The sequence below is a fragment of the Actinoplanes sp. NPDC051388 genome (assembly GCF_055586225.1).
Genome location: NZ_JBVJIP010000008.1, coordinates 257,967 through 275,220 on the forward strand (window position 1 = coordinate 257,967; position 17,254 = coordinate 275,220).

Annotated in this window: 20 protein-coding genes; 9 read left to right on the plus strand and 11 right to left on the minus strand. The window is 71.5% G+C overall.

What is annotated here, in order from left to right; genetic code table 11:
• The first annotated feature begins 338 nt into the window (after nt 1-338).
• Nucleotides 339-1,235, plus strand: coding sequence for a lipoyl synthase (lipA, locus tag ACZ6TI_RS21915; RefSeq protein ID WP_465347132.1), 897 nt, complete (start codon nt 339-341; stop codon nt 1,233-1,235).
• A 122-nt stretch (nt 1,236-1,357) separates the two neighbouring features.
• On the opposite strand, the gene ACZ6TI_RS21920 is transcribed toward lipA, so the two are convergent.
• From ACZ6TI_RS21920 to ACZ6TI_RS21935, 4 genes are read right to left on the minus strand one after another with little or no spacing between them, the layout of a single operon-like run.
• Nucleotides 1,358-1,696, minus strand: coding sequence for an immunity protein Imm33 domain-containing protein (locus ACZ6TI_RS21920; protein ID WP_465346940.1), 339 nt, complete (start codon nt 1,694-1,696; stop codon nt 1,358-1,360).
• A complete protein-coding gene (locus ACZ6TI_RS21925; RefSeq protein WP_465346941.1) occupies nt 1,693-2,262 on the minus strand; it encodes a hypothetical protein in 570 nt (189 codons plus the stop codon). Before ACZ6TI_RS21925 ends, ACZ6TI_RS21920 begins: the two co-directional genes overlap by 4 nt.
• 6 nt (nt 2,263-2,268) lie before the next feature.
• Entirely contained in the window at nt 2,269-5,127 is a 2,859-nt protein-coding gene (locus ACZ6TI_RS21930; protein ID WP_465346942.1) for a helix-turn-helix transcriptional regulator, read from the minus strand.
• 41 nt (nt 5,128-5,168) lie between these two features.
• A complete protein-coding gene (locus tag ACZ6TI_RS21935) occupies nt 5,169-5,348 on the minus strand; it encodes a hypothetical protein (RefSeq protein ID WP_465346943.1) in 180 nt (59 codons plus the stop codon).
• A gap of 185 nt (nt 5,349-5,533) precedes the next feature.
• Here ACZ6TI_RS21935 and ACZ6TI_RS21940 point away from each other — a divergent pair, with 185 nt between their 5' ends.
• The gene (locus tag ACZ6TI_RS21940; RefSeq protein WP_465346944.1) at nt 5,534-6,226 is read left to right on the plus strand and encodes a DUF4191 domain-containing protein; all 693 of its coding nucleotides are present in this window, start codon (nt 5,534-5,536) and stop codon (nt 6,224-6,226) included.
• On the opposite strand, the gene ACZ6TI_RS21945 is transcribed toward ACZ6TI_RS21940, so the two are convergent.
• Nucleotides 6,223-6,609 carry an RDD family protein gene (locus tag ACZ6TI_RS21945; protein WP_465346945.1) on the minus strand — a complete coding sequence of 129 codons (387 nt, stop codon included), beginning with the start codon at nt 6,607-6,609 and terminating at the stop codon, nt 6,223-6,225. The genes ACZ6TI_RS21940 and ACZ6TI_RS21945 overlap by 4 nt on opposite strands.
• 175 nt (nt 6,610-6,784) lie before the next feature.
• Here ACZ6TI_RS21945 and glnA point away from each other — a divergent pair, with 175 nt between their 5' ends.
• Nucleotides 6,785-8,209: a type I glutamate--ammonia ligase gene (gene glnA / locus ACZ6TI_RS21950; RefSeq protein ID WP_465346946.1), complete on the plus strand. Its 1,425-nt coding sequence runs from the start codon at nt 6,785-6,787 to the stop codon at nt 8,207-8,209.
• On the opposite strand, the gene ACZ6TI_RS21955 is transcribed toward glnA, so the two are convergent.
• The 3 genes from ACZ6TI_RS21955 to ACZ6TI_RS21965 are packed head-to-tail and all read right to left on the minus strand — an operon-like array spanning nt 8,206 to nt 9,202.
• Nucleotides 8,206-8,418 (minus strand): hypothetical protein, encoded by a 213-nt coding sequence (locus tag ACZ6TI_RS21955; RefSeq protein ID WP_465346947.1) that lies wholly within the window; start codon nt 8,416-8,418, stop codon nt 8,206-8,208. The genes glnA and ACZ6TI_RS21955 overlap by 4 nt on opposite strands.
• Nucleotides 8,419-8,429: 11 nt before the next feature.
• Entirely contained in the window at nt 8,430-8,756 is a 327-nt protein-coding gene (locus ACZ6TI_RS21960; protein ID WP_465346948.1) for a hypothetical protein, read from the minus strand.
• A 47-nt stretch (nt 8,757-8,803) separates the two neighbouring features.
• Nucleotides 8,804-9,202, minus strand: coding sequence for a DUF6188 family protein (locus ACZ6TI_RS21965; protein WP_465346949.1), 399 nt, complete (start codon nt 9,200-9,202; stop codon nt 8,804-8,806).
• Between the two features lie 89 nt (nt 9,203-9,291).
• On the opposite strand from ACZ6TI_RS21965, the gene ACZ6TI_RS21970 reads away from it, so the two are divergent.
• The 6 genes from ACZ6TI_RS21970 to ACZ6TI_RS21995 all read left to right on the plus strand — a co-directional run bounded on the left by ACZ6TI_RS21970 (nt 9,292) and on the right by ACZ6TI_RS21995 (nt 15,206).
• The gene (locus ACZ6TI_RS21970; protein WP_465346950.1) at nt 9,292-9,993 is read left to right on the plus strand and encodes a VOC family protein; all 702 of its coding nucleotides are present in this window, start codon (nt 9,292-9,294) and stop codon (nt 9,991-9,993) included.
• A gap of 69 nt (nt 9,994-10,062) precedes the next feature.
• Nucleotides 10,063-10,758: an alpha/beta fold hydrolase gene (locus ACZ6TI_RS21975; RefSeq protein ID WP_465346951.1), complete on the plus strand. Its 696-nt coding sequence runs from the start codon at nt 10,063-10,065 to the stop codon at nt 10,756-10,758.
• A 247-nt stretch (nt 10,759-11,005) separates the two neighbouring features.
• A complete protein-coding gene (locus tag ACZ6TI_RS21980) occupies nt 11,006-11,365 on the plus strand; it encodes a hypothetical protein (protein WP_465346952.1) in 360 nt (119 codons plus the stop codon).
• A 10-nt stretch (nt 11,366-11,375) separates the two neighbouring features.
• Nucleotides 11,376-11,732 carry a YciI family protein gene (locus tag ACZ6TI_RS21985; protein WP_465346953.1) on the plus strand — a complete coding sequence of 119 codons (357 nt, stop codon included), beginning with the start codon at nt 11,376-11,378 and terminating at the stop codon, nt 11,730-11,732.
• A gap of 79 nt (nt 11,733-11,811) precedes the next feature.
• The gene (locus ACZ6TI_RS21990; protein ID WP_465346954.1) at nt 11,812-13,794 is read left to right on the plus strand and encodes a GMC family oxidoreductase N-terminal domain-containing protein; all 1,983 of its coding nucleotides are present in this window, start codon (nt 11,812-11,814) and stop codon (nt 13,792-13,794) included.
• A complete protein-coding gene (locus ACZ6TI_RS21995; protein ID WP_465346955.1) occupies nt 13,791-15,206 on the plus strand; it encodes an aldehyde dehydrogenase family protein in 1,416 nt (471 codons plus the stop codon). The genes ACZ6TI_RS21990 and ACZ6TI_RS21995 overlap by 4 nt, the downstream gene beginning before the upstream one ends.
• A gap of 50 nt (nt 15,207-15,256) precedes the next feature.
• On the opposite strand, the gene ACZ6TI_RS22000 is transcribed toward ACZ6TI_RS21995, so the two are convergent.
• Genes ACZ6TI_RS22000 through ACZ6TI_RS22010 form a run of 3 tightly spaced genes read right to left on the minus strand, consistent with a single transcriptional unit; the run spans nt 15,257 to nt 17,169 of the window.
• The gene (locus tag ACZ6TI_RS22000) at nt 15,257-16,345 is read right to left on the minus strand and encodes a hypothetical protein (protein ID WP_465346956.1); all 1,089 of its coding nucleotides are present in this window, start codon (nt 16,343-16,345) and stop codon (nt 15,257-15,259) included.
• A complete protein-coding gene (locus ACZ6TI_RS22005) occupies nt 16,338-16,934 on the minus strand; it encodes an RNA polymerase sigma factor (protein ID WP_465346957.1) in 597 nt (198 codons plus the stop codon). The genes ACZ6TI_RS22000 and ACZ6TI_RS22005 overlap by 8 nt, the downstream gene beginning before the upstream one ends.
• The gene (locus ACZ6TI_RS22010) at nt 16,927-17,169 is read right to left on the minus strand and encodes a hypothetical protein (protein WP_465346958.1); all 243 of its coding nucleotides are present in this window, start codon (nt 17,167-17,169) and stop codon (nt 16,927-16,929) included. The genes ACZ6TI_RS22005 and ACZ6TI_RS22010 overlap by 8 nt, the downstream gene beginning before the upstream one ends.
• Nucleotides 17,170-17,254 lie beyond the last annotated feature (85 nt).

Consider the following 17,254-nt stretch of genomic DNA (forward strand, 5'->3'; position numbering starts at 1 on the left):
GAGCGGGATCCTCGCGGTGCCACCACACCTTCGCTCTTCGCTTTCGGGCGAAAAGCCTCTTGTCGTGCTCGGCTCGGGAGTGTCTTCGCGCCCCGGCGCCGGGCCACCTTCACAGCTCTCGGTGGCTCTCTCGGCCGGCGTGTTCGAGGCGGTACTCGGTTCCTTCACAGCCGTGGACAGCACGTTAACAACGCACCACGGGCTGGGAAAGCGGGTTTACACGTGTCACGTGAGGGCACTCACATCGACCGTCACGTGAGCCTCGTCGCCCAGAGGCCTCCGAGGGCTTGATCGGGCGTAACCTCGGCCTTGTGACTATTGCTCCCGAGGGCCGCCGCATGCTGCGCATCGAGGCGCGCAACGCTGAGACTCCGATCGAACGGAAACCTCCGTGGATCAAGGTCAAGGCGAAGATGGGCCCGGAGTACACGCACATGCGCGGCCTGGTGCAGAAAGAGGGTCTGCACACGGTCTGCCAGGAGGCCGGCTGCCCCAACATCTATGAATGTTGGGAGGACCGCGAGGCGACCTTCCTCATCGGCGGTGACCAATGCACGCGGCGGTGCGACTTCTGCCAGATCGACACCGGCAAGCCGGCCGAGTTCGACGCCGACGAGCCGCGCCGGGTCGGCGAGTCGGTCGCCACGATGGGCCTCAAATACGCGACGGTCACCGGTGTCGCCCGTGACGATCTGCCGGACGGCGGCGCCTGGCTCTATGCGGAGACCGTCCGCCAGATCCACAAGCTGCAGCCGGGCTGCGGCGTCGAGCTGCTGATCCCCGACTTCAACGCCGACGAGACCCAGCTGGCCGAGGTCTTCGGCGCGGCGCCCGAGGTGCTCGCGCACAACGTCGAGACCGTCCCGCGGATCTTCAAGCGGATCCGTCCCGGCTTCCGTTACGAGCGTTCGCTCGGCGTGCTGACCAGTGCCCGTTCGGCCGGGCTGGTCACCAAGAGCAACCTGATCCTGGGCATGGGCGAGGAGCGCGCCGAGGTGTCGCAGGCGCTGCGCGACCTGCACGACGCCGGGTGCGAACTGATCACGATCACGCAATACCTGCGGCCGACGCCGCGGCACCACCCGGTCGAGCGCTGGGTCAAGCCGGAGGAGTTCGTCGAACTGCAGGAGGAGGCGACCCAGATCGGCTTCGCGGGCGTGATGAGCGGGCCGCTGGTCCGGTCGTCCTACCGCGCCGGCCGGCTCTACCAGCAGGCCCTCGCCGCCCGCGGCTGAGCTTCTGTCCGCGCGGGTCCGCGGCTGACCTTCTGGCCGCGCGGGTCCGCGGCTGACCTTCTGGCCGCGCGCGCCCGCCTCCAGCCTCGCGAGCGGCCGTCGGCCGGCGTCGCCAGACAGGCTCACGCCTCCAGGAACGCTTCGTCGAACCAGATGTCCTCGTGCCCGGGGGCGAGGATCACGCCCCACCCCGGTGGGAGCGCGAGGTAGGGCGTCAATTCCGGCGCATGGTCGGCGATGTGCTCGATGTGGCAGGCGCTGAAGAAGTCCGGGTCCGCGCTGGCCGCGCCTCGCCAGACATACCAGCCGTTGGTCCGGCCGACCGGTGGGTGGCGGATCGCGTTCAACGGGAGCAGCTCCGGGCCCCGCGACAGCGCGACACCGAAGGTCGTTCTTCGCGCCGGCGGGGCGGGTTCGACACCGAAACGCCGGCACACCCGGCGCTGGTCCCCGGAGATCACCGGGCGATTCGGGAGCGCGTGGGCCAGGACCGGCTAAGGCCGAAGCGAGCGGGCCAGGACCGGCTAAGGCCGAAGCGAGCGGGCCAGGACCGGCTAAGGCCGAAGCGCGCGAGCCAGGACCGGCTAAGGCCGAAGCGCGCGAGCCAGGACCGGCTAAGGCCGAAGCGCGCGAGCCAGGACCGGCTAAGGCCGAGGCGCGCGGGCCAGGACCGGCTAAGGCCGAGGCGCGCGGGCCAGAGCCGGCTAAGGCCGAGGCGCGCGGGCCAGGACCGGCCAAGGCCGAGGCGCGGGAGCCAGAGCCGGCTAAGGCCGAACGCCGGGAACTTGTCGGAGTAACCCACGCTTCTGACGCTGCGCCGGTCAGCGCGACCACAGTCGGGCCGATCGGCGCGTAACAGCTGGCTGATCGCATCGCCGGCCGCCGGGAGACGCTCGCCCGCGGCGATCGCGACCGGGTCGAAGGCCAGTCCGCCCTCGACGCAGAGCGCGACTCGCTGGGAGCCGGCCGAGTGCTCCGCCTCGATCCGATGCACCGGGTCGATCATCGCCTCGAGGACGTGAGCCATCGGCGGTCAGTCACCCAGCAGGCCCAGGCGGTGGGCGACCGCGGCAGCTTCGACGCGGTTTGCCACGTCGAGCTTGGCGATGATGCGGGAGACGTGGACGCTCGCGGTCTTGGGTGAGATGTAGAGCCGCTCGGCGATGCGGCTGTTGCTGTGGCCCTCGGCGACCAGGCGCAGCACCTCGCGCTCGCGGGCCGTCAGGATCTCGGTGCCGACGGCCGTCGCCTGGGCCGCCGATCGCAGGCCCAGCCGATGTGCCAGCGTCTCGGCCTCGGCGGTCAGTGGCGCCGCGCCCAGCGAGCCGGCGATCTCCGCCGCCTCCTCCAGAGCCTCCCCCGCCGCTGGTCGGTCGCCCGCGCCGGCTGCCGCGCCCGCGAGGCCCAGCAGCGCCACCGCCAGTGGGTGCCGCTGGCCGTCGGCCCGCCAATGCTCGACCGCCTGGCGCCAGCAGCCGGCGTCGTGGCCGAGGATCGCCTCGACCTGCGCCGCATAGGCCTTATCCACCGTGCGGCGCACCGGCAGCTCCGCGGCCAGCGCGGTGATCTGCCCGGCCAGGTCGGCGTCGCCGAGCCGGTCGGCGGCGGTCGCCGCGGCGGCCAGGATCGGCCAGCCATAACGCGGACGGCCGGTCAGGGACGGCTCGGCCAGCGCGCCACGCGCCGCGGCCCGGATCGCCGGGTCGTCGCCGTGCGCCAGGGCGGCCTGCACCCGCAGGTCGGCCAGATAGAGCCGGGACTCCTCGGACAGATAGGGCTTGCCGAGATAACCGATCGCGCGGTTGAGCGTCGCCTCGGCGCCCTCGTGGCCGCGAGCCAGCCGCAGCCAGGCCCGCAACCGCAGCGCCGGCACGGCCAGGGTGCCCGGCGGGTCGAGCCGGGCGGCCTCCGCCAGCGGCGCGTCGGCCTCGTCCCACCGGCCCAGCGCGATCAGCGCCTCGGCGTAGTTGGCCAGCAGGAACACGCCGGTGGTGCGGCTCACGCCGACCCGGTCGGCGTTGGGCACGCCCTCCCACGCCGCGTCGGCCGACTCCGCATAACGGCCCAGCTCGAACAGCGAGTCGGAGATGTTGACCAGGGCGCGGGCGAGGTTGGGCAGGTCGCCGGCCCGGCGGGCGGTGTCGGCGGCCCGGACGGTCTCGGGCAGGCCGTCCTCCGCCGGGATGCGGCCCGCGCAGACCCGCCCATAGGTGATCGTCGCCGACACCTGCGCGGCGACGTCGCCCAGCTGCTCGGCGCCGGTCAGCGCCTCGCGGGCGATCACCCCGGCCAGGTCGTTGTCGATCGTGTTGAGCGCGTGTGCGGTGTCGGCCATCAGCAGCACGCTCTCGGTGGTGCGCGGCAGCCGGGCGAGGATGCGGTAGGACTCCCTCGACTCCTCGGCGCCGTCGCTCTTGCCCGCATTTTGCAGCAGCTTGGCCCGGCGCACGTGCAGTCGGGCGGCGCGCAGCGGCTCGGCCTCGGCGTCGAGGCCGTCGAGCGCGTGCCGGGTCAGGCTCAGCGCCCGCATGGTCTCGCCCGCGTCGATGGCGACCAGCGCCGCCTCCTCGAGCAGGTCGAGGTGGCTCGTCTCGAGCAGGTCGGCCGCGCCGGGCACCTGCTCCCACAGCTCGAGGACGCGGTCGAGCAGCTTGGCCTGCTCGCCGAACGCATAACGCCGGCCGGCGTCGGAGGCGGCTCGCCGGGCGGCCACCAGGGCGCGCGGGTGGTCGTGGGCGGCGTGCCAGTGGTGGGCGATCTCGGCCGGCGCACGGCCGATCGGCACCAGCGCCGGCTCCGCTTCGATCGCCTCCGCATAACGCGCGTGCAGCCGGGCGTGCTCGCCGGGCAGCAGGTCGTCGTGCACCGCCTCGCGGACCAGCGCGTGGCGGAACTCGTAACCCCCCGCGAAGTCGACCACGATGAGCTGGGCGGCGACCACCGCGCGCAGGGCCGACTCGAGCTCGGCCTCGGGCACGCCGGCCACCCGGGTGAGCAGGTCGTGCCCGAACCGGGTGCCGCCGACCGCGGCCACCCGCAGCGCCCGCTGGGCCGGCTCGGGCAGCTGATCGACCCGGGACAGCAGCAGGTCGCGCAGGTTGTCGGGGATGTCGCCGCACTCGTCGCCGGACGCGGCGAACTGCTCGATGAAGAACGGGTTGCCCTGCGCCCGCTCGTTGAGGGTGTCGACGGTGTGCGGCTCGGGCTCGGTGCCGCGCAGGTGGGCCAGCATCTCGGCGGTGCCGTCGCGGTCGAGCCGCTCGAGCTCGAGGCGCTGCACCCCGCGGACCCGGTCGAGCTCGGCGAGGAACGGCCGCAGCGGATGCCCCCGATGAAGCTCATCCGTGCGGTAGGTGCCCACCAGCAGCAGCCGCGGCAGGCGCGCGGACCGCATCAGGAAGCCGATCAGGTCACGGGTGGACCGGTCGGCCCAGTGCAGGTCCTCGAGGACGAGCACCAGCGGCTGCTCGTCGGCCAGCCGCCCGAACAGCGCCGCGACCGCCTCGAACAGGTGGCCGCGGCGCATCTCGCCACCCGACTCGGGCGGGCCCAGCTCGGGCAGCAACCGGACGAAGTCGTGCTCGCGGCCCTCGAAGACGGTCGCGTCGCGATGGGCCAGCGCGCGCAGGGCGGCCGCGAAGGGCGCATAGGGCAGGCCCTCCTCGCCGAGCTCGAGGCTCTGCCCGGTGAGGACCTGGGCGCCCTCGGCGGTGGCGCCGGCGGTGAACTCCTCGATCAGGCGGGTCTTGCCGACCCCGGCCTCGCCGCCGACCAGAACGGCCGACGGCTCGGCGCTGCGGGCACGTTTCAGAGCGTCGCGCAGCACGGACAGATCGGCCTCACGGCCGACCAGCACGCCACTGCTCACGCTCGCCGTCACGAGATCGAGCATGCCATGCGGGTACGACAGAATTTCCCCGCCGGACAGCCCGATCACAACGCGGCCGGAGCCCGTACCGGGCGTGGATGCCGGGACGCCCGGCCCCAGCGGCGATGCCGGCCGGCCGGGGATGCCTCGCGGGCGATCCGGTGGGCGGTCGCCTCGCGCTGCAGCTCGTCGGCACGCTGGTGGAAGAGGTCCAGTTGAGTGTGCGGATCGGTGTAGGGAAACATGCGCTTGCTCCTCGCGTACTCGTCGTCGTTGGTCCTTGTTCTTTGTCAATGACGACTCTGCGCGCGAAGGTGTCAGGGCGGCATGCGGACACAGCCTGATATCCGGGGCCGCCGCTACCTTACGGAGCTGCATGAAGGTGCCCTCTCCGCGTAAGGCCCTTACCGCTCCCACTACACTTCCGGGTATGGCAACCCCCGAGGAGAAGGTGTCCTTCGGCACCCGGCTCAAGCAGATCGGCCAGGTCTTCGCGTTCACCGCGAAGCAGGACAAGTGGTTCGTCCCGCTGCTCGCGGCGGCCGTGCTGATCCCGGTCGCGCTGACCGTGCTGGTGGTTCTCCTCGGGCTGGGCTGGGTCTGGATCCCGGTCGGCGTGATGGTCACGCTGCTGGCCGCGCTGATCGTGCTCAACCTGCGGTCCAACGCCGCGATGATGAACGTGGCCGAGGGTCAGCCGGGCGCGGCGGCGCAGATCGTGGAGAACATGCGCGGCGACTGGCGGGTGCGTCCCGCGGCCTCGTCGACCACGCAGTTCGACATGGTGCACGTGGTGATCGGCCGGCCCGGCGTGATCCTGCTCGGCGAGGGCCAGGCGCAGCGGGTGCGCAACCTGATGGGCCAGGAGAAGCGGCGCCTGTCCAAGGTGATCGGCAACGCCCCGCTCTACGACTACATGGTCGGGTCGGGCGAGGGCGAGCTGTCCGTGCGCAAGCTGCGCACCACCTTCATGCGGCTGCCCCGCAACCTCACCGGCAAGGACGTGAACGCGCTGGACAAGCGGCTGAGCGCGCTGATGGCGCGCCCGCAGATGCCGAAGGGCGCGATCCCCAAGAACATGCGCCCGTCGAAGGGCCAGTTCCGCCAGCAGCGCCCGCGCTAGCTCCGCGGTTTCAGCACGACCACCGAGCCCGCCGCGCGGTCGTGCCAGCCTCGGCGGGTCTGGTCCATGATCACTGCCGGGATGAGCAGGGCCAAGAGCAAAGATCGCAAAAACGCCTTGGGTACGCCGATGGCGCCGCCGTCCTCGATCGAGATGCATCGGATGCCCGCCAGAGCCATGCCCGGCGTCTGTCCGAAGAGGCCGATCCCGATGGTGTTGACCACGATCAGCACGGCCACCGGCGGCCACGCCACCGCCCGTGGATCACCGATCAGGCTGCCCAGCATCAGGCACAGCGCCCAGTCGATCACCAGAGCGCCGAACCGGCGGCCGAAGTTCGCCAGCAGCGTCTCGGCGGGGTTGAATTCTGCGCTTGCGGCCACGAGGCCCGAGCGTACCGGTATACCCTGCGAGTGGTCGCGCCAGCTCACCGGCTCCGTAACACGGCGGAAACAATAGGGATACGCCTGGGCAACCCCGTGGCCATAGCGTCGCGACCAGCCTAGCGACGTGGCGGCCGTTGCCGCCCGGTTCGAGAATCCTGTGCCAGGAGGACGTGTGTTCGCCAATCCCGAGGAACTCCTGCGATACCTCAAAGACGAGGACGTCAAGTTCGTCGATGTACGGTTCTGTGATCTTCCCGGCGTGATGCAGCACTTCAACATGCCGGTGGAATCGTTCGACGACAGCGTCGTCACCGACGGCCTCGCCTTCGACGGATCGTCGATCCGCGGGTTCCAGGCCATCCACGAGTCGGACATGATGTTGCTGCCCGACGTGACCACCGCCTTCGTGGACCCGTTCCGGATCCAGAAGACGCTGGCCCTGAACTTCTTCATCCACGACCCGTTCACGCGTGAGGCATACTCCCGTGACCCGCGCAACGTGGCCAAGAAGGCGGAGACCTACCTGGCCTCCAGCGGCATCGCCGACACCGCCTACTTCGGCGCCGAGGCGGAGTTCTACATCTTCGACTCGGTGCGCCACGAGACGGCCGCCAACCAGGCCTTCTACTACATCGACTCGATCGAGGGCGCCTGGAACTCCGGCAAGGAGGAGGAGGGCGGCAACCGCGGCTACAAGACCGCGTACAAGGGCGGCTACTTCCCCGTCTCGCCGCTCGACCACTACTCCGACCTGCGCGACGCCATGGTGCGCCGGCTGATCGACGTCGGCTTCACCGTCGAGCGTTCGCACCACGAGGTCGGCACCGCCGGCCAGGCCGAGATCAACTACAAGTTCTCGACCCTGCTGCACGCCGGCGACCAGATGCAGATGTTCAAGTACATCATCAAGAACACCGCCTGGGAGCACGGCAAGACCGCGACGTTCATGCCCAAGCCGCTGTTCGGTGACAACGGTTCCGGCATGCACACCCACCAGAGCCTCTGGCTGGGCGGCGAGCCGCTGTTCTACGACGAGACCGGCTACGCCGGCCTGTCCGACACGGCCCGCTGGTACATCGGCGGCCTGCTGCACCACGCGCCGTCGCTGCTGGCGTTCACCAACCCGACGGTCAACTCGTACCGGCGCCTGGTGCCCGGCTACGAGGCCCCGGTCAACCTGGTCTACTCGCAGCGCAACCGGTCCGCCTGCACCCGCATCCCGGTGACCGGCAGCAACCCGAAGGCCAAGCGCGTCGAGTTCCGCGTGCCGGACCCGTCGTCGAACCCGTACCTGTCGTTCTCGGCCCAGATGATGGCCGGCCTGGACGGCATCAAGAACAAGATCGAGCCGCCGGCCCCGATCGACAAGGACCTCTACGACCTCCCGCCGGAGGAGTGGGGCAACGTCAAGCAGGTGCCGGGCTCGCTCGACGCCGTGCTCGAGTCCCTGGAGACCGATCACGAGTTCCTGACCGCCGGTGGCGTCTTCACCGACGACCTGATCTCCACCTGGATCGACTGGAAGCGCGCGAACGAGATCGACCCGGTCCGCCTGCGCCCGACCCCGCACGAGTTCGAGATGTACTACAACGTCTAACGGTCTTTGAAGCGGCGGTCACCACCGGCTCCGAGCCGAGGTGGCCGCCGTTTCGCGTGGTCCGCCCAGCCGATCGCCAGTACCGCGACGACAGCCGTCACCGCGCCGACGATCTGCACCGCTATCGGCATCAGCGCGGGATGGGAGCGTCGCCCGCCGACGCCGCCCTGCGCCCGGATCACGCCTCCGGCGGCCGGGGTTTCGCCCACCGGACCGTCGCCTAGGGTCCGGCGTCGGCGCGTCGCGCGGCAACCCAGATCGCGCGGACCAGGCTGTGGATGACAACGTTGAGCACCGCCGGCCCCAGCATCACCACGTGCCGGGTGATCCTGTCGAGACCGTCATAGGCGTAGGGATCGATCCAATGGTGCAGCGACCAGGGCAGCCCGAGCACGGACAGCGGGACGTACGGCAGTAGCAGGCCAAGTGACGCTGTCGGTCCGGTCCTCGTTCGGTCGATGCCGACGAACATGACCAGATACAGGGTCACCAGGACGAGAACCACGGCGGCATGGGCGAGCAGGATCCGCGATCCGCGTGACTTCACGACGGCACCTTAACGGGCTGACTGCCGGAGGTTGGCCGGGTCGGCGTTCAGGGGAGCTGCCAGTCGGTTTCTCCGCCGGGGCCGACGGTGATCGGCTCGACGCCGATCCCGCTCAGACCCCAGGACTCGTACTGCGGGTGCGGGCCGGCGTGCAGCTGGAATCCCTCGTCGAAGGCGAGGCGGAGTGCCCCCTTGGCGCGGATCTCGACGGTGGTGACGGTTCGCTGGAACAGATCTAGGGCGGGGCCGAGCGCCGAGCCGGTGCCGGGGTCGAGTTCGTGCCATTCCCCGTCGCGGTCGCAGAGCAGGAAGGGCGTCTCGATGACGAGTTCGGCGTCGACGCGGTAGCCCTCGTCGGGATCGAGGGCCGAGAAGCTGAGTCGGACCTGGAAGTCGAAGGCGATCCGGTCGACCCGGCAGCCGATCAGCGATGTGGGGATCTTCATGACACCTGTTCTGCCCGGTTGCCCGGGACGGTCCGTTCGTCTTGGGTTCCGGAAGTCGCTCGTCCGGAATCTGTTCTAGCGTGTTCGCCATGGACATGTTGACTGACGAGCAGATCGCCGAGACTCCCCTGGCCGACTGGCGCAAGCTTGGGCAGGGACTGCACGCCCGCTATGTGGTCGGCAGCTTCGGCGCCGGGGCGCGGTTCGTGGCCGCGGTGAGCGACGCCGGGGACGAGGCCGGCCACCACCCTCGGGTGACGATCGGCGACGGGTTCGTCGACCTCAAGCTGATCAGCGACGACGCCGTCTATCGCGACGGCGAGGGCGCCGAGCACATCGTCGAGTGGGTCACCCGGCAGGACCTCGACCTCGCGCGGCGGATCACCGAGATCGCCGCCGGGCAGGGGGTCGCCGCGGACCCGGCCGCGATCACCACGATCGAGCTCGCCCTGGACACCGCGAACGCCGCGAAGGTCGCGCCGGTGTGGGCCGCGCTGCTGACCGGAGGCACCGAGGCGCGCGGTCGCGGGACTCTCGGCGACGACGTGCGGGACGCGACCGGGCGGGTGCCGATCCTGTGGTTCCAGAAGACCGACGAGCACGAGACGCCGCGGCAGCGGTTCCACATCGACGTCTGGGTGCCGGCCGACGTGGCCGAGCAGCGGATCGCCGCCGCGGTCGCGGCCGGCGGCATCGTCGTGGACGACAGCCAGGCGCCGTCGTTCACGGTGATCGCCGACCAGGACGGCAACAAGGCGTGCGTGTGCGCGGCGGCAGCGCGGAAGGACTGACGCCCTTAGGCTCGGGCGCATGACTCTTCTGTGGATGGATCACGTCGGCGTGGTGGCCGGGGAGCTCGGATGAGCGTGTTCGCGTTGATCCACGGCGCCGGGGATGCCGGCTGGTACTGGCATCTGGTCGTGCCTGAGCTGCGGGCGCGGGGGCACGACGTGGTCGCTCCGGACCTGCCGGCCGGGGACGATGCGCTGACGCTGGACGACTATGCCGATGCGGTGGCGTCGGCGGTCGGTGACCGTACCGAAGATCTGGTTGTGGTCGGGCAGTCGTTCGGGGGGTTCACCGCGCCGCTGGTGGCGGCCCGGCTGCCGGTGAGCGCGCTGGTGCTGGTGGCCGCGATGGTCCCGGCTCCCGGGGAGTCGCCGGACGACTGGTGGGGCAACACGGGCTACCGCGAGGCGGCGCGGCGTCAGGCCTCGCTGGACGGCGGTCTCACCGGCCACGACGATCCGCACGTCTCCTTCTATCACGACGTGCCTCGCCGGCTCGCCGATGAGGCGATCGGCCGGGGGCGGGGCCGGGATCATCCGTCGGCCGCGGCGTGCGCTCAGGCGTGGCCGCTGAAGGAGTGGCCGGACGTGCCGACCAGTTTCGTGCTGTGCACAGAGGACCGCTTTTTCCCAGCCGACTTCCTGCGCGGCGTCGCGACGGAACGCCTCGGCGTGTCCCCCGTCGAGATCGCGGCGAGCCATTGCGTCGCCCTGAGCCGACCCGCCGAACTGGCCGACCTGCTCGCGCCGCCGAACCGGGACGGGTGACTGATATCGGCGCTTCACCAGGTCACGGGCGCGGGTCAGGTGATCACGAGTGGACAGCGTGTCCGGATGGTCCGCGCCCAGCACCCGACGCTGATCGGCCGGCCGCCGCCGATCGGACCCCGGCCGCGGTGTTCGCCGAGGGATCGTCCACTGCGGCCATCCCGACAGTTGACACACCCGCGCACGGACCGTCACTCGGCCGGGTGGCCGGTCAGGCGCTACGGTCACTGTCCGAGGGAGGGTGAACATGCCACGAGGACGCGTACTGGTGATCGGTCTTGATCCGGTCCGGATTCCCGGCTGGGATCCGGCGCCGGTGATGGCCAAGATCAAACGTGGGCAGGAACGTTTCGACGAGCTGGGCATCGCCGCCGACCACTGCCTGGTGGCGCCCGACGAGAACCCCGAGGCCGCGATCGCCGAAGCGCTGACCGGCCAGGACTATGCCTGCGTCGTGGTGGGCGGCGGCATCCGCACCCACGAGCCGCTGCTCGACCTCTTCGAGAAGACGGTCAACCTGGTCCGCGAGCACGCACCCGGCGCGGCCATCGCCTTCAACAGCACGCCCGACGACACCGCCGACGCCGCCCTGCGCTGGCTGAAGTGAACAGGCGGACATGCGATTCGACCGCTACACCGTCACCCTGCTGACGCTGCGGCCCGACGCCCCGGAGATGACCGGCGAGGAAGCCGCCGCGCTTCAGGACCGGCATCTCGCGCACGGTGCCGACCTCCAGGAACGCGGACTGATCCTGGCTCGCGGACCCCTGGTCGAGCAGGACGACGAGCGCCTCCGCGGCATCTCCATCTGGTCGGTGGATCAGGCGACCGCCCGCACACATGCCGAAGCCGACCCGGCCGTGCGGATCGGCCGTCTGGCGGTCGAGGTGATGACCTGGATGATGCCCGCCGGAAACCTCCAATTCGGCAAGGTCCGAGCCCCGCGATCCATCGCCGAGGTGCAAGCGGACTGAGCCGAAACATGCACGAAGACTGTCGGAAACATCGGCCGCCGCCTTAAGGTGAGGCACCCCGTCAACGGAGGTGGGCACCGTGGCCGACATCCTCTCCGACTTTCAGACGCAGGTGCTGCGCGCGCTCTGCGACACCGTCGTCCCGTCGATCTCCAGACCCGACGACGCCGACGGGTTCTGGGCCCGCCGCGCCACCGATGTGGGCGCCGACCAGGGCGTGCTGATGCTGCTCGCGGCGCTGCCCGCCGAGCAGCGCGGCCAGCTCGGCGGCCTGCTCGACGTGATCGGTTCGCAGGGCTTCCTGGGCGCCTCGCAGGAGTCGCGCGAGCAGATCCTCACCACGCTCTCGCTGGCCTCGGCGCCGGCCGGAGCCGGCATCGCCTCGCTGGCCAGCCTGATCCTCTTCATGACCTACGGCCTGCCGGACGCGACCGGCCGCAATCCGAACTGGACCCGGCTCGGCTATCCGGGCCCGATCTCCGCGGCGCCGCAGGCCGATCGGCCGATCACGCCGCTGCGGCCGGACGGCGACCTCGAACTCGAGGCGGACGTCGTGGTGGTCGGCTCCGGCGCGGGCGGCGGGCTGATCGCCGGCCGGCTGGCCGCGGCGGGCGCCCGCGTGGTCGTGCTCGAGGCGGGCCGCTACCGCACCGAGGCCGACTTTTCCCAGCTCGAGCTGGTCGCGTTCCAGAACTCCTACTGGCGTGGCGGCCCGACGCCGACCGCCGACCTCAACGTCACCCTGCTGGCCGGCAGCGGGCTCGGCGGCGGCACGGTGATCAATTGGACCAACTGCCTCAAGACCAAACCATGGGTACGCGAGCAGTGGGCCACCGCCGCCGGCCTCACCGACGTCGCCACCGAAGCGTTCGACCAGCACCTGGACCGGGTCTGGCGGGAGCTGTCGGTCACCGGCAACTGTTCCGAGCTCAACCCGGTGCACGAGGCGATGAAGCGCGGCGCCGACGCGCTGGGCTGGTCGTTCAGCACGGTGCAGCGCAACTGGGACGAATCCCGGCACGACCCGGCGATGGCCGGCTACCTCGGCTTCGGCGACCAGTCCGGCGCCAAGCGGTCGACGCTCAAGGTCTATCTGGAGACGGCGGTCGCCGAGCACGGCGCCCGGGTGGTCGACGGCTGCACGGTCGAGCGGATCCTGCTGGAGAACGGCCGGGCCGCGGGCGTGCGGGGCGGCTGGACCAGCGAGGACGGCAGCGCCTCGGCGACCGTCACGGTGCGCGCGCCGGTGGTCGTGCTCGCGGCCGGCGCGCTGGAATCGCCGGGGGTGTTGCTGCGCACCGGCATCGGCGGCCCGGCGGTCGGCGACTACCTGCGGCTGCACCCGTGCACGGTGACGACGGGCGACTACGGCACCGACCAGCGTGCCTGGTGGGGTGCGCCGCAGGCCGGCCTGATCAACGAGTTCGCCGCGGTCGACGACGGCTACGGGTTCCTGATCGAGGGCGTGCAGTACACCACCGGGCTGGGCGCCTCGTCGGTCGCGTTCACCACCGGCGAGGAACACAAGACGGCGATGGCGGACTACCGCAACGGCGGCTCGTTCATCGGGCTGGTGCGCGATCACGGGCACGGCCGGGTCACGCTCGGGCCGGACGGCGCCACCGTCCCGTGGTACTCGATGACCGACGAACGGGACGTCCGGAACATGCGTCGCGCCTTGGGTGCGCAGATTCGCGTACACAAGGAGGCGGGCGCGCGGGGCATCCAGGTCTTGGGCCGCGGTCTGCCGGGGTGGCGCCATGGCGACGACCTCGAGGCCTTCATCGCGCGGGCGCAGCGGATGCCGCTGCGAGCCGGCGGCGCGACGCTGTTCTCCGCGCACCAGATGGGCACCTGCCGGATGGGCGACGATCCGGCGACCAGCGTGGCCGACCCGCGCGGCGAACTGCACGACACGCCGGGCGTGTGGATCGGTGACGGGTCGGCGTTCCCGACGCCGTCCGGCACCAATCCGATGATCACGATCATGGCGCTGGCGTCGCGGACGGCATCCTTCGTCGCCGAGTCGGCCGGCCTGAAGATCACGGAGGCGGCGCGATGACGCGGGATCGGTTCTTCATCGGCGGCGAGTGGGTCGAGCCCGCCTCGGACGAGACCATCGACGTGATCAACGCCGGCACCGAGGAGGTCCTGGCCACGGTTCCGGCCGGCACCGCGGCCGACGCGGACCGGGCGGTCGCCGCGGCCCGGGCGGCCTTCGACGGCTGGGCCGCCACCCCGCTCGCCGACCGGGTCGCGTTCTGCACCGACGTCTCGCTGGAACTGCAGAAGCGGCAGCACGAGCTGGCCGAGCTGATCGCGGCGGAGATGGGCGCGCCGATGCCGTTCGCGATCGCGGTGCAGACCGCGCTGCCGACGGTGACGTTCGCGTCGATGCAGCACCTGGCCGAGGATCTGCCGTGGGAGCAGCGGATCGGCAATTCGCTGACGGTCCGCGAGCCGGTCGGCGTGGTCGCCGCGATCACCCCGTGGAACTATCCGCTGCACCAGGTCGCCGCCAAGGTCGCGGCCGCGCTCGTCGCCGGGTGCACGATCGTGGTCAAGCCGAGCGAGGTGGCGCCGCTGAGCGCGTTCGTGCTGGCCGAGATCCTCTCCGGGGTGGGTCTGCCGCCGGGCGTGTTCAACCTGGTCACCGGCTATGGCCCGGTGGTCGGCGAGGCGCTGGCCGGGCACCCGGGCGTGGACATGGTGTCGTTCACCGGCTCGACCCGGGCCGGCCGCCGGGTCGCCGAGGTGGCCGCGGCGACCGTCAAGCAGGTCGCGCTCGAGCTCGGCGGCAAGTCCGCCAACATCATCCTGGACGACGCCGACCTGCCGAAGGCGGTCACCGACGGGATGGCCAAGTGCTACCTGAACTCCGGGCAGACGTGTTCGGCGCTGACCCGGATGCTGGTCCCCCGCGCGAGCCTGCCGGCCGCCGAGGCGATCGCCGCCGCGGTCGCCGCGCAGATGCGCGTCGGCGATCCCTTCGCGGCCGAGACGGTGCTGGGCCCGCTGGTCTCCGCGGCGCAACGCGATCGGGTGCGCGACTACATCAACCGCGGCGTCGCCGAGGGCGCCCGGATCGTCTGTGGCGGCGCCGGCCAGCCGGTGGATCTCGAGCGCGGCTTCTTCGTGAATCCCACGGTGTTCAGCGATGTGACCCCGGACATGACGATCGCCCGCGAGGAGATCTTCGGGCCGGTGCTGACGATCCTTCCGTACGACGACGAGGACGACGCCGTGCGCATCGCGAACTCGTCGGATTACGGGCTGGCCGGCGGGGTGTGGTCCGGTGACCGCGAGCGGGCCGTCCGGGTGGCCCGCCGGTTGCGCACCGGCCAGGTCGAGATCAACGGCGCGGCCTTCAACCCGCTGGCGCCCTTCGGCGGCTACAAGCAGTCCGGCCACGGCCGCGAGCTCGGCCCGCACGGCGTGCTCGAATACACCGTCCTCAAGGCCATCCAGCTCTGAGGACGGTCGCGGCTCACGGCGGGCCTGATTGTGCCAAGCCGGCGGCGGCGTCAGGGGGCGCCGGCCGGCACGTGGCGGGCGCCGTGCCGCACCTCCCACCGGTCGGGGCCGATCGGCACCGACATCTGCTCGATGGCCTCCTGCCAGCGGGCCGGCCACCGGGTCGTCGACGACCAGCGCACCCCGTCGAGGTCGACGTCGGCCAGCTCCGCCTTGCGGACGTCCGCCCCGGCCAGGTCGCTGAGCAGCGCGATCACCGCGTCGATGTCGGCGGCGGCCGGGGTCATCGCGATCTGGCCCAGGAGCCGCTGCTGATAGTCGGACGCCTCGGCCGCCTCCGCCATCGCCCGGGAGATCGCGCCCTCCAGCGCGATGTCCAGCTCCTCGAGCGCCGGGCGCTGCAGGTCACGACGCATGCCTAGCAGCACCTCGGTCATCGACTGACTGACGTACTGGTTGGCGCCGGGCCGCTCGGTGACGCCGCGGACGGTCCGGGTCGTCCACGGCAGGCCCGCTTCCCGCAGGCGCGTCGCGGAGTGCCGGCATTCGTACAGGTAGGACTCGAGCGCGGCGATCGCGCCGAGATTGGTCTCCGGCAGGTGGGGGCCCGGCGGAAAGAGGTGGGCGAACCCGCGCAGCCGGGCGGACCGCGCGGCGACCATGCCCCGGCGCAGGTCGTCGACCACGGTGAGCGCCGCGTCCAGCTCCTCGATCAGCACGGCCAGCGCGTTCGGCGGCTTCTGCTCGCGATCCTCGGCGGTGGTGGCGGCGTCGATGAGATCGACCATCGCCCGATCCAGCACGCGGAGGTGGGTGAGCACGCGCACGGCGGGCCGCGCGGCGAGACGCCGCTTGGGTTTGGCCGCCGCGGCGATCCGGATCAGCGGGTGCGGCTCGGGGTCCGCGACTTCTCCGGTACGCCCGGACGACACCGAAGCGGGACACAGGATCGCGTTCAGCCCGGCCGGCACGTCGAGCAGCCCGGTGATCTCGTCGGCCAGGGCCCGCTGATCGCGCGGCAGCATCGCGTCGCGCAGCCCGGCGCCCAGGTCGAGCAGTCCGGCCAGGTCCGCGGTGAGCCGGCGTTCGCGCTGGTCGATCCATCTCCCGGCGGCCCGGTCTCGGCGCGTGTCAGACATCGGCGTCTCCTCTGCTGAGCGCGACGGCTACGGCACGGCGGGCCAGTTTGAGGCTGCCGCGCACGGCTTCCGGGGTCATCCGGAGCTCGGTCGCGATCGCGGCGGGATCGAACCCGTCGAGCGTCCAGGCGAGCACCTGGCGCTGCCGGGCGGGCAGCCCGTTGAGGACGGCCAGCACGTCCTGCCGCTGCTCCCAGGCGATGATCCCGGTGACGTCGGCCGCGCCCAGCAGGGGTGTGGTGGCGGCCGGGTCGACCACCGACTCGGGCATCGTCGCCAGCCGGCGCGCCCAGAGCCGGGACGCGACCCGCCGGGACCAGGCCCGGGGATGGACGATCGTGCGCCAGTGGCGATAGGCCTCGACCATGGTCTCCTGGGCGATGTCCGCGGCCTCGACGGCGGGCACCCCCTGCACCACGAGGAAGGCGACCAGCTTCGGCGTGAGCACCGGATATTGCGCGGCGAAGTCCGCGTCCACGGCGCACTGATCCGTCTGCCGCTCGGCGGGCGCCGGCCGGTCGTCGACCATGCCCAGCAGCTCGGCGGTCATCTCGGTGATCTGCGCCTCGCGGGTCTCCGGCTCATCCATGATCGACGGTCGCCTCCGGCGCCGGGACCACCATGCTCAGTCTGGTCCCGTCCGCGCGCTGCTCGTCGACCCGTCCGCCGGCGGCCAGCGCGCCGGCCAGATCGGCCAGCGTCCGCGCGCGGGCCTGCTCGTGCCGGACCCGGCCGCGCAGCCGGATGCCCAGCGCGACCACCCCCATCGCCTGCATGACCACCAGCGTCAGAACGGTCACCGCCGGTTCCAGAATCGTCTCCATCGTGCCCCTCTCCCAAGCCTGTCATGACCTAGTGGCGGCGGGAGCCGACGGCGTGAAGCGCGGGGCGCTCCTCTTTCGGGTGGTT

What these genes read in the sequence shown, in the direction of transcription:
- lipA (WP_465347132.1), top strand. Translation starts at nt 339, where the DNA reads ATGCTGCGCATCGAGGCGCGCAACGCTGAGACTCCGATCGAACGGAAA.
- ACZ6TI_RS21925 (WP_465346941.1), bottom strand. Translation starts at nt 2,262, where the DNA reads ATGGCTCACGTCCTCGAGGCGATGATCGACCCGGTGCATCGGATCGAG.
- ACZ6TI_RS21930 (WP_465346942.1), bottom strand. Translation starts at nt 5,127, where the DNA reads ATGCTCGATCTCGTGACGGCGAGCGTGAGCAGTGGCGTGCTGGTCGGC.
- ACZ6TI_RS21935 (WP_465346943.1), bottom strand. Translation starts at nt 5,348, where the DNA reads ATGTTTCCCTACACCGATCCGCACACTCAACTGGACCTCTTCCACCAG.
- ACZ6TI_RS21940 (WP_465346944.1), top strand. Translation starts at nt 5,534, where the DNA reads ATGGCAACCCCCGAGGAGAAGGTGTCCTTCGGCACCCGGCTCAAGCAG.
- ACZ6TI_RS21965 (WP_465346949.1), bottom strand. Translation starts at nt 9,202, where the DNA reads ATGAAGATCCCCACATCGCTGATCGGCTGCCGGGTCGACCGGATCGCC.
- ACZ6TI_RS21970 (WP_465346950.1), top strand. Translation starts at nt 9,292, where the DNA reads ATGGACATGTTGACTGACGAGCAGATCGCCGAGACTCCCCTGGCCGAC.
- ACZ6TI_RS21975 (WP_465346951.1), top strand. Translation starts at nt 10,063, where the DNA reads ATGAGCGTGTTCGCGTTGATCCACGGCGCCGGGGATGCCGGCTGGTAC.
- ACZ6TI_RS21980 (WP_465346952.1), top strand. Translation starts at nt 11,006, where the DNA reads ATGCCACGAGGACGCGTACTGGTGATCGGTCTTGATCCGGTCCGGATT.
- ACZ6TI_RS21985 (WP_465346953.1), top strand. Translation starts at nt 11,376, where the DNA reads ATGCGATTCGACCGCTACACCGTCACCCTGCTGACGCTGCGGCCCGAC.
- ACZ6TI_RS21995 (WP_465346955.1), top strand. Translation starts at nt 13,791, where the DNA reads ATGACGCGGGATCGGTTCTTCATCGGCGGCGAGTGGGTCGAGCCCGCC.
- ACZ6TI_RS22000 (WP_465346956.1), bottom strand. Translation starts at nt 16,345, where the DNA reads ATGTCTGACACGCGCCGAGACCGGGCCGCCGGGAGATGGATCGACCAG.
- ACZ6TI_RS22005 (WP_465346957.1), bottom strand. Translation starts at nt 16,934, where the DNA reads ATGGATGAGCCGGAGACCCGCGAGGCGCAGATCACCGAGATGACCGCC.
- ACZ6TI_RS22010 (WP_465346958.1), bottom strand. Translation starts at nt 17,169, where the DNA reads ATGGAGACGATTCTGGAACCGGCGGTGACCGTTCTGACGCTGGTGGTC.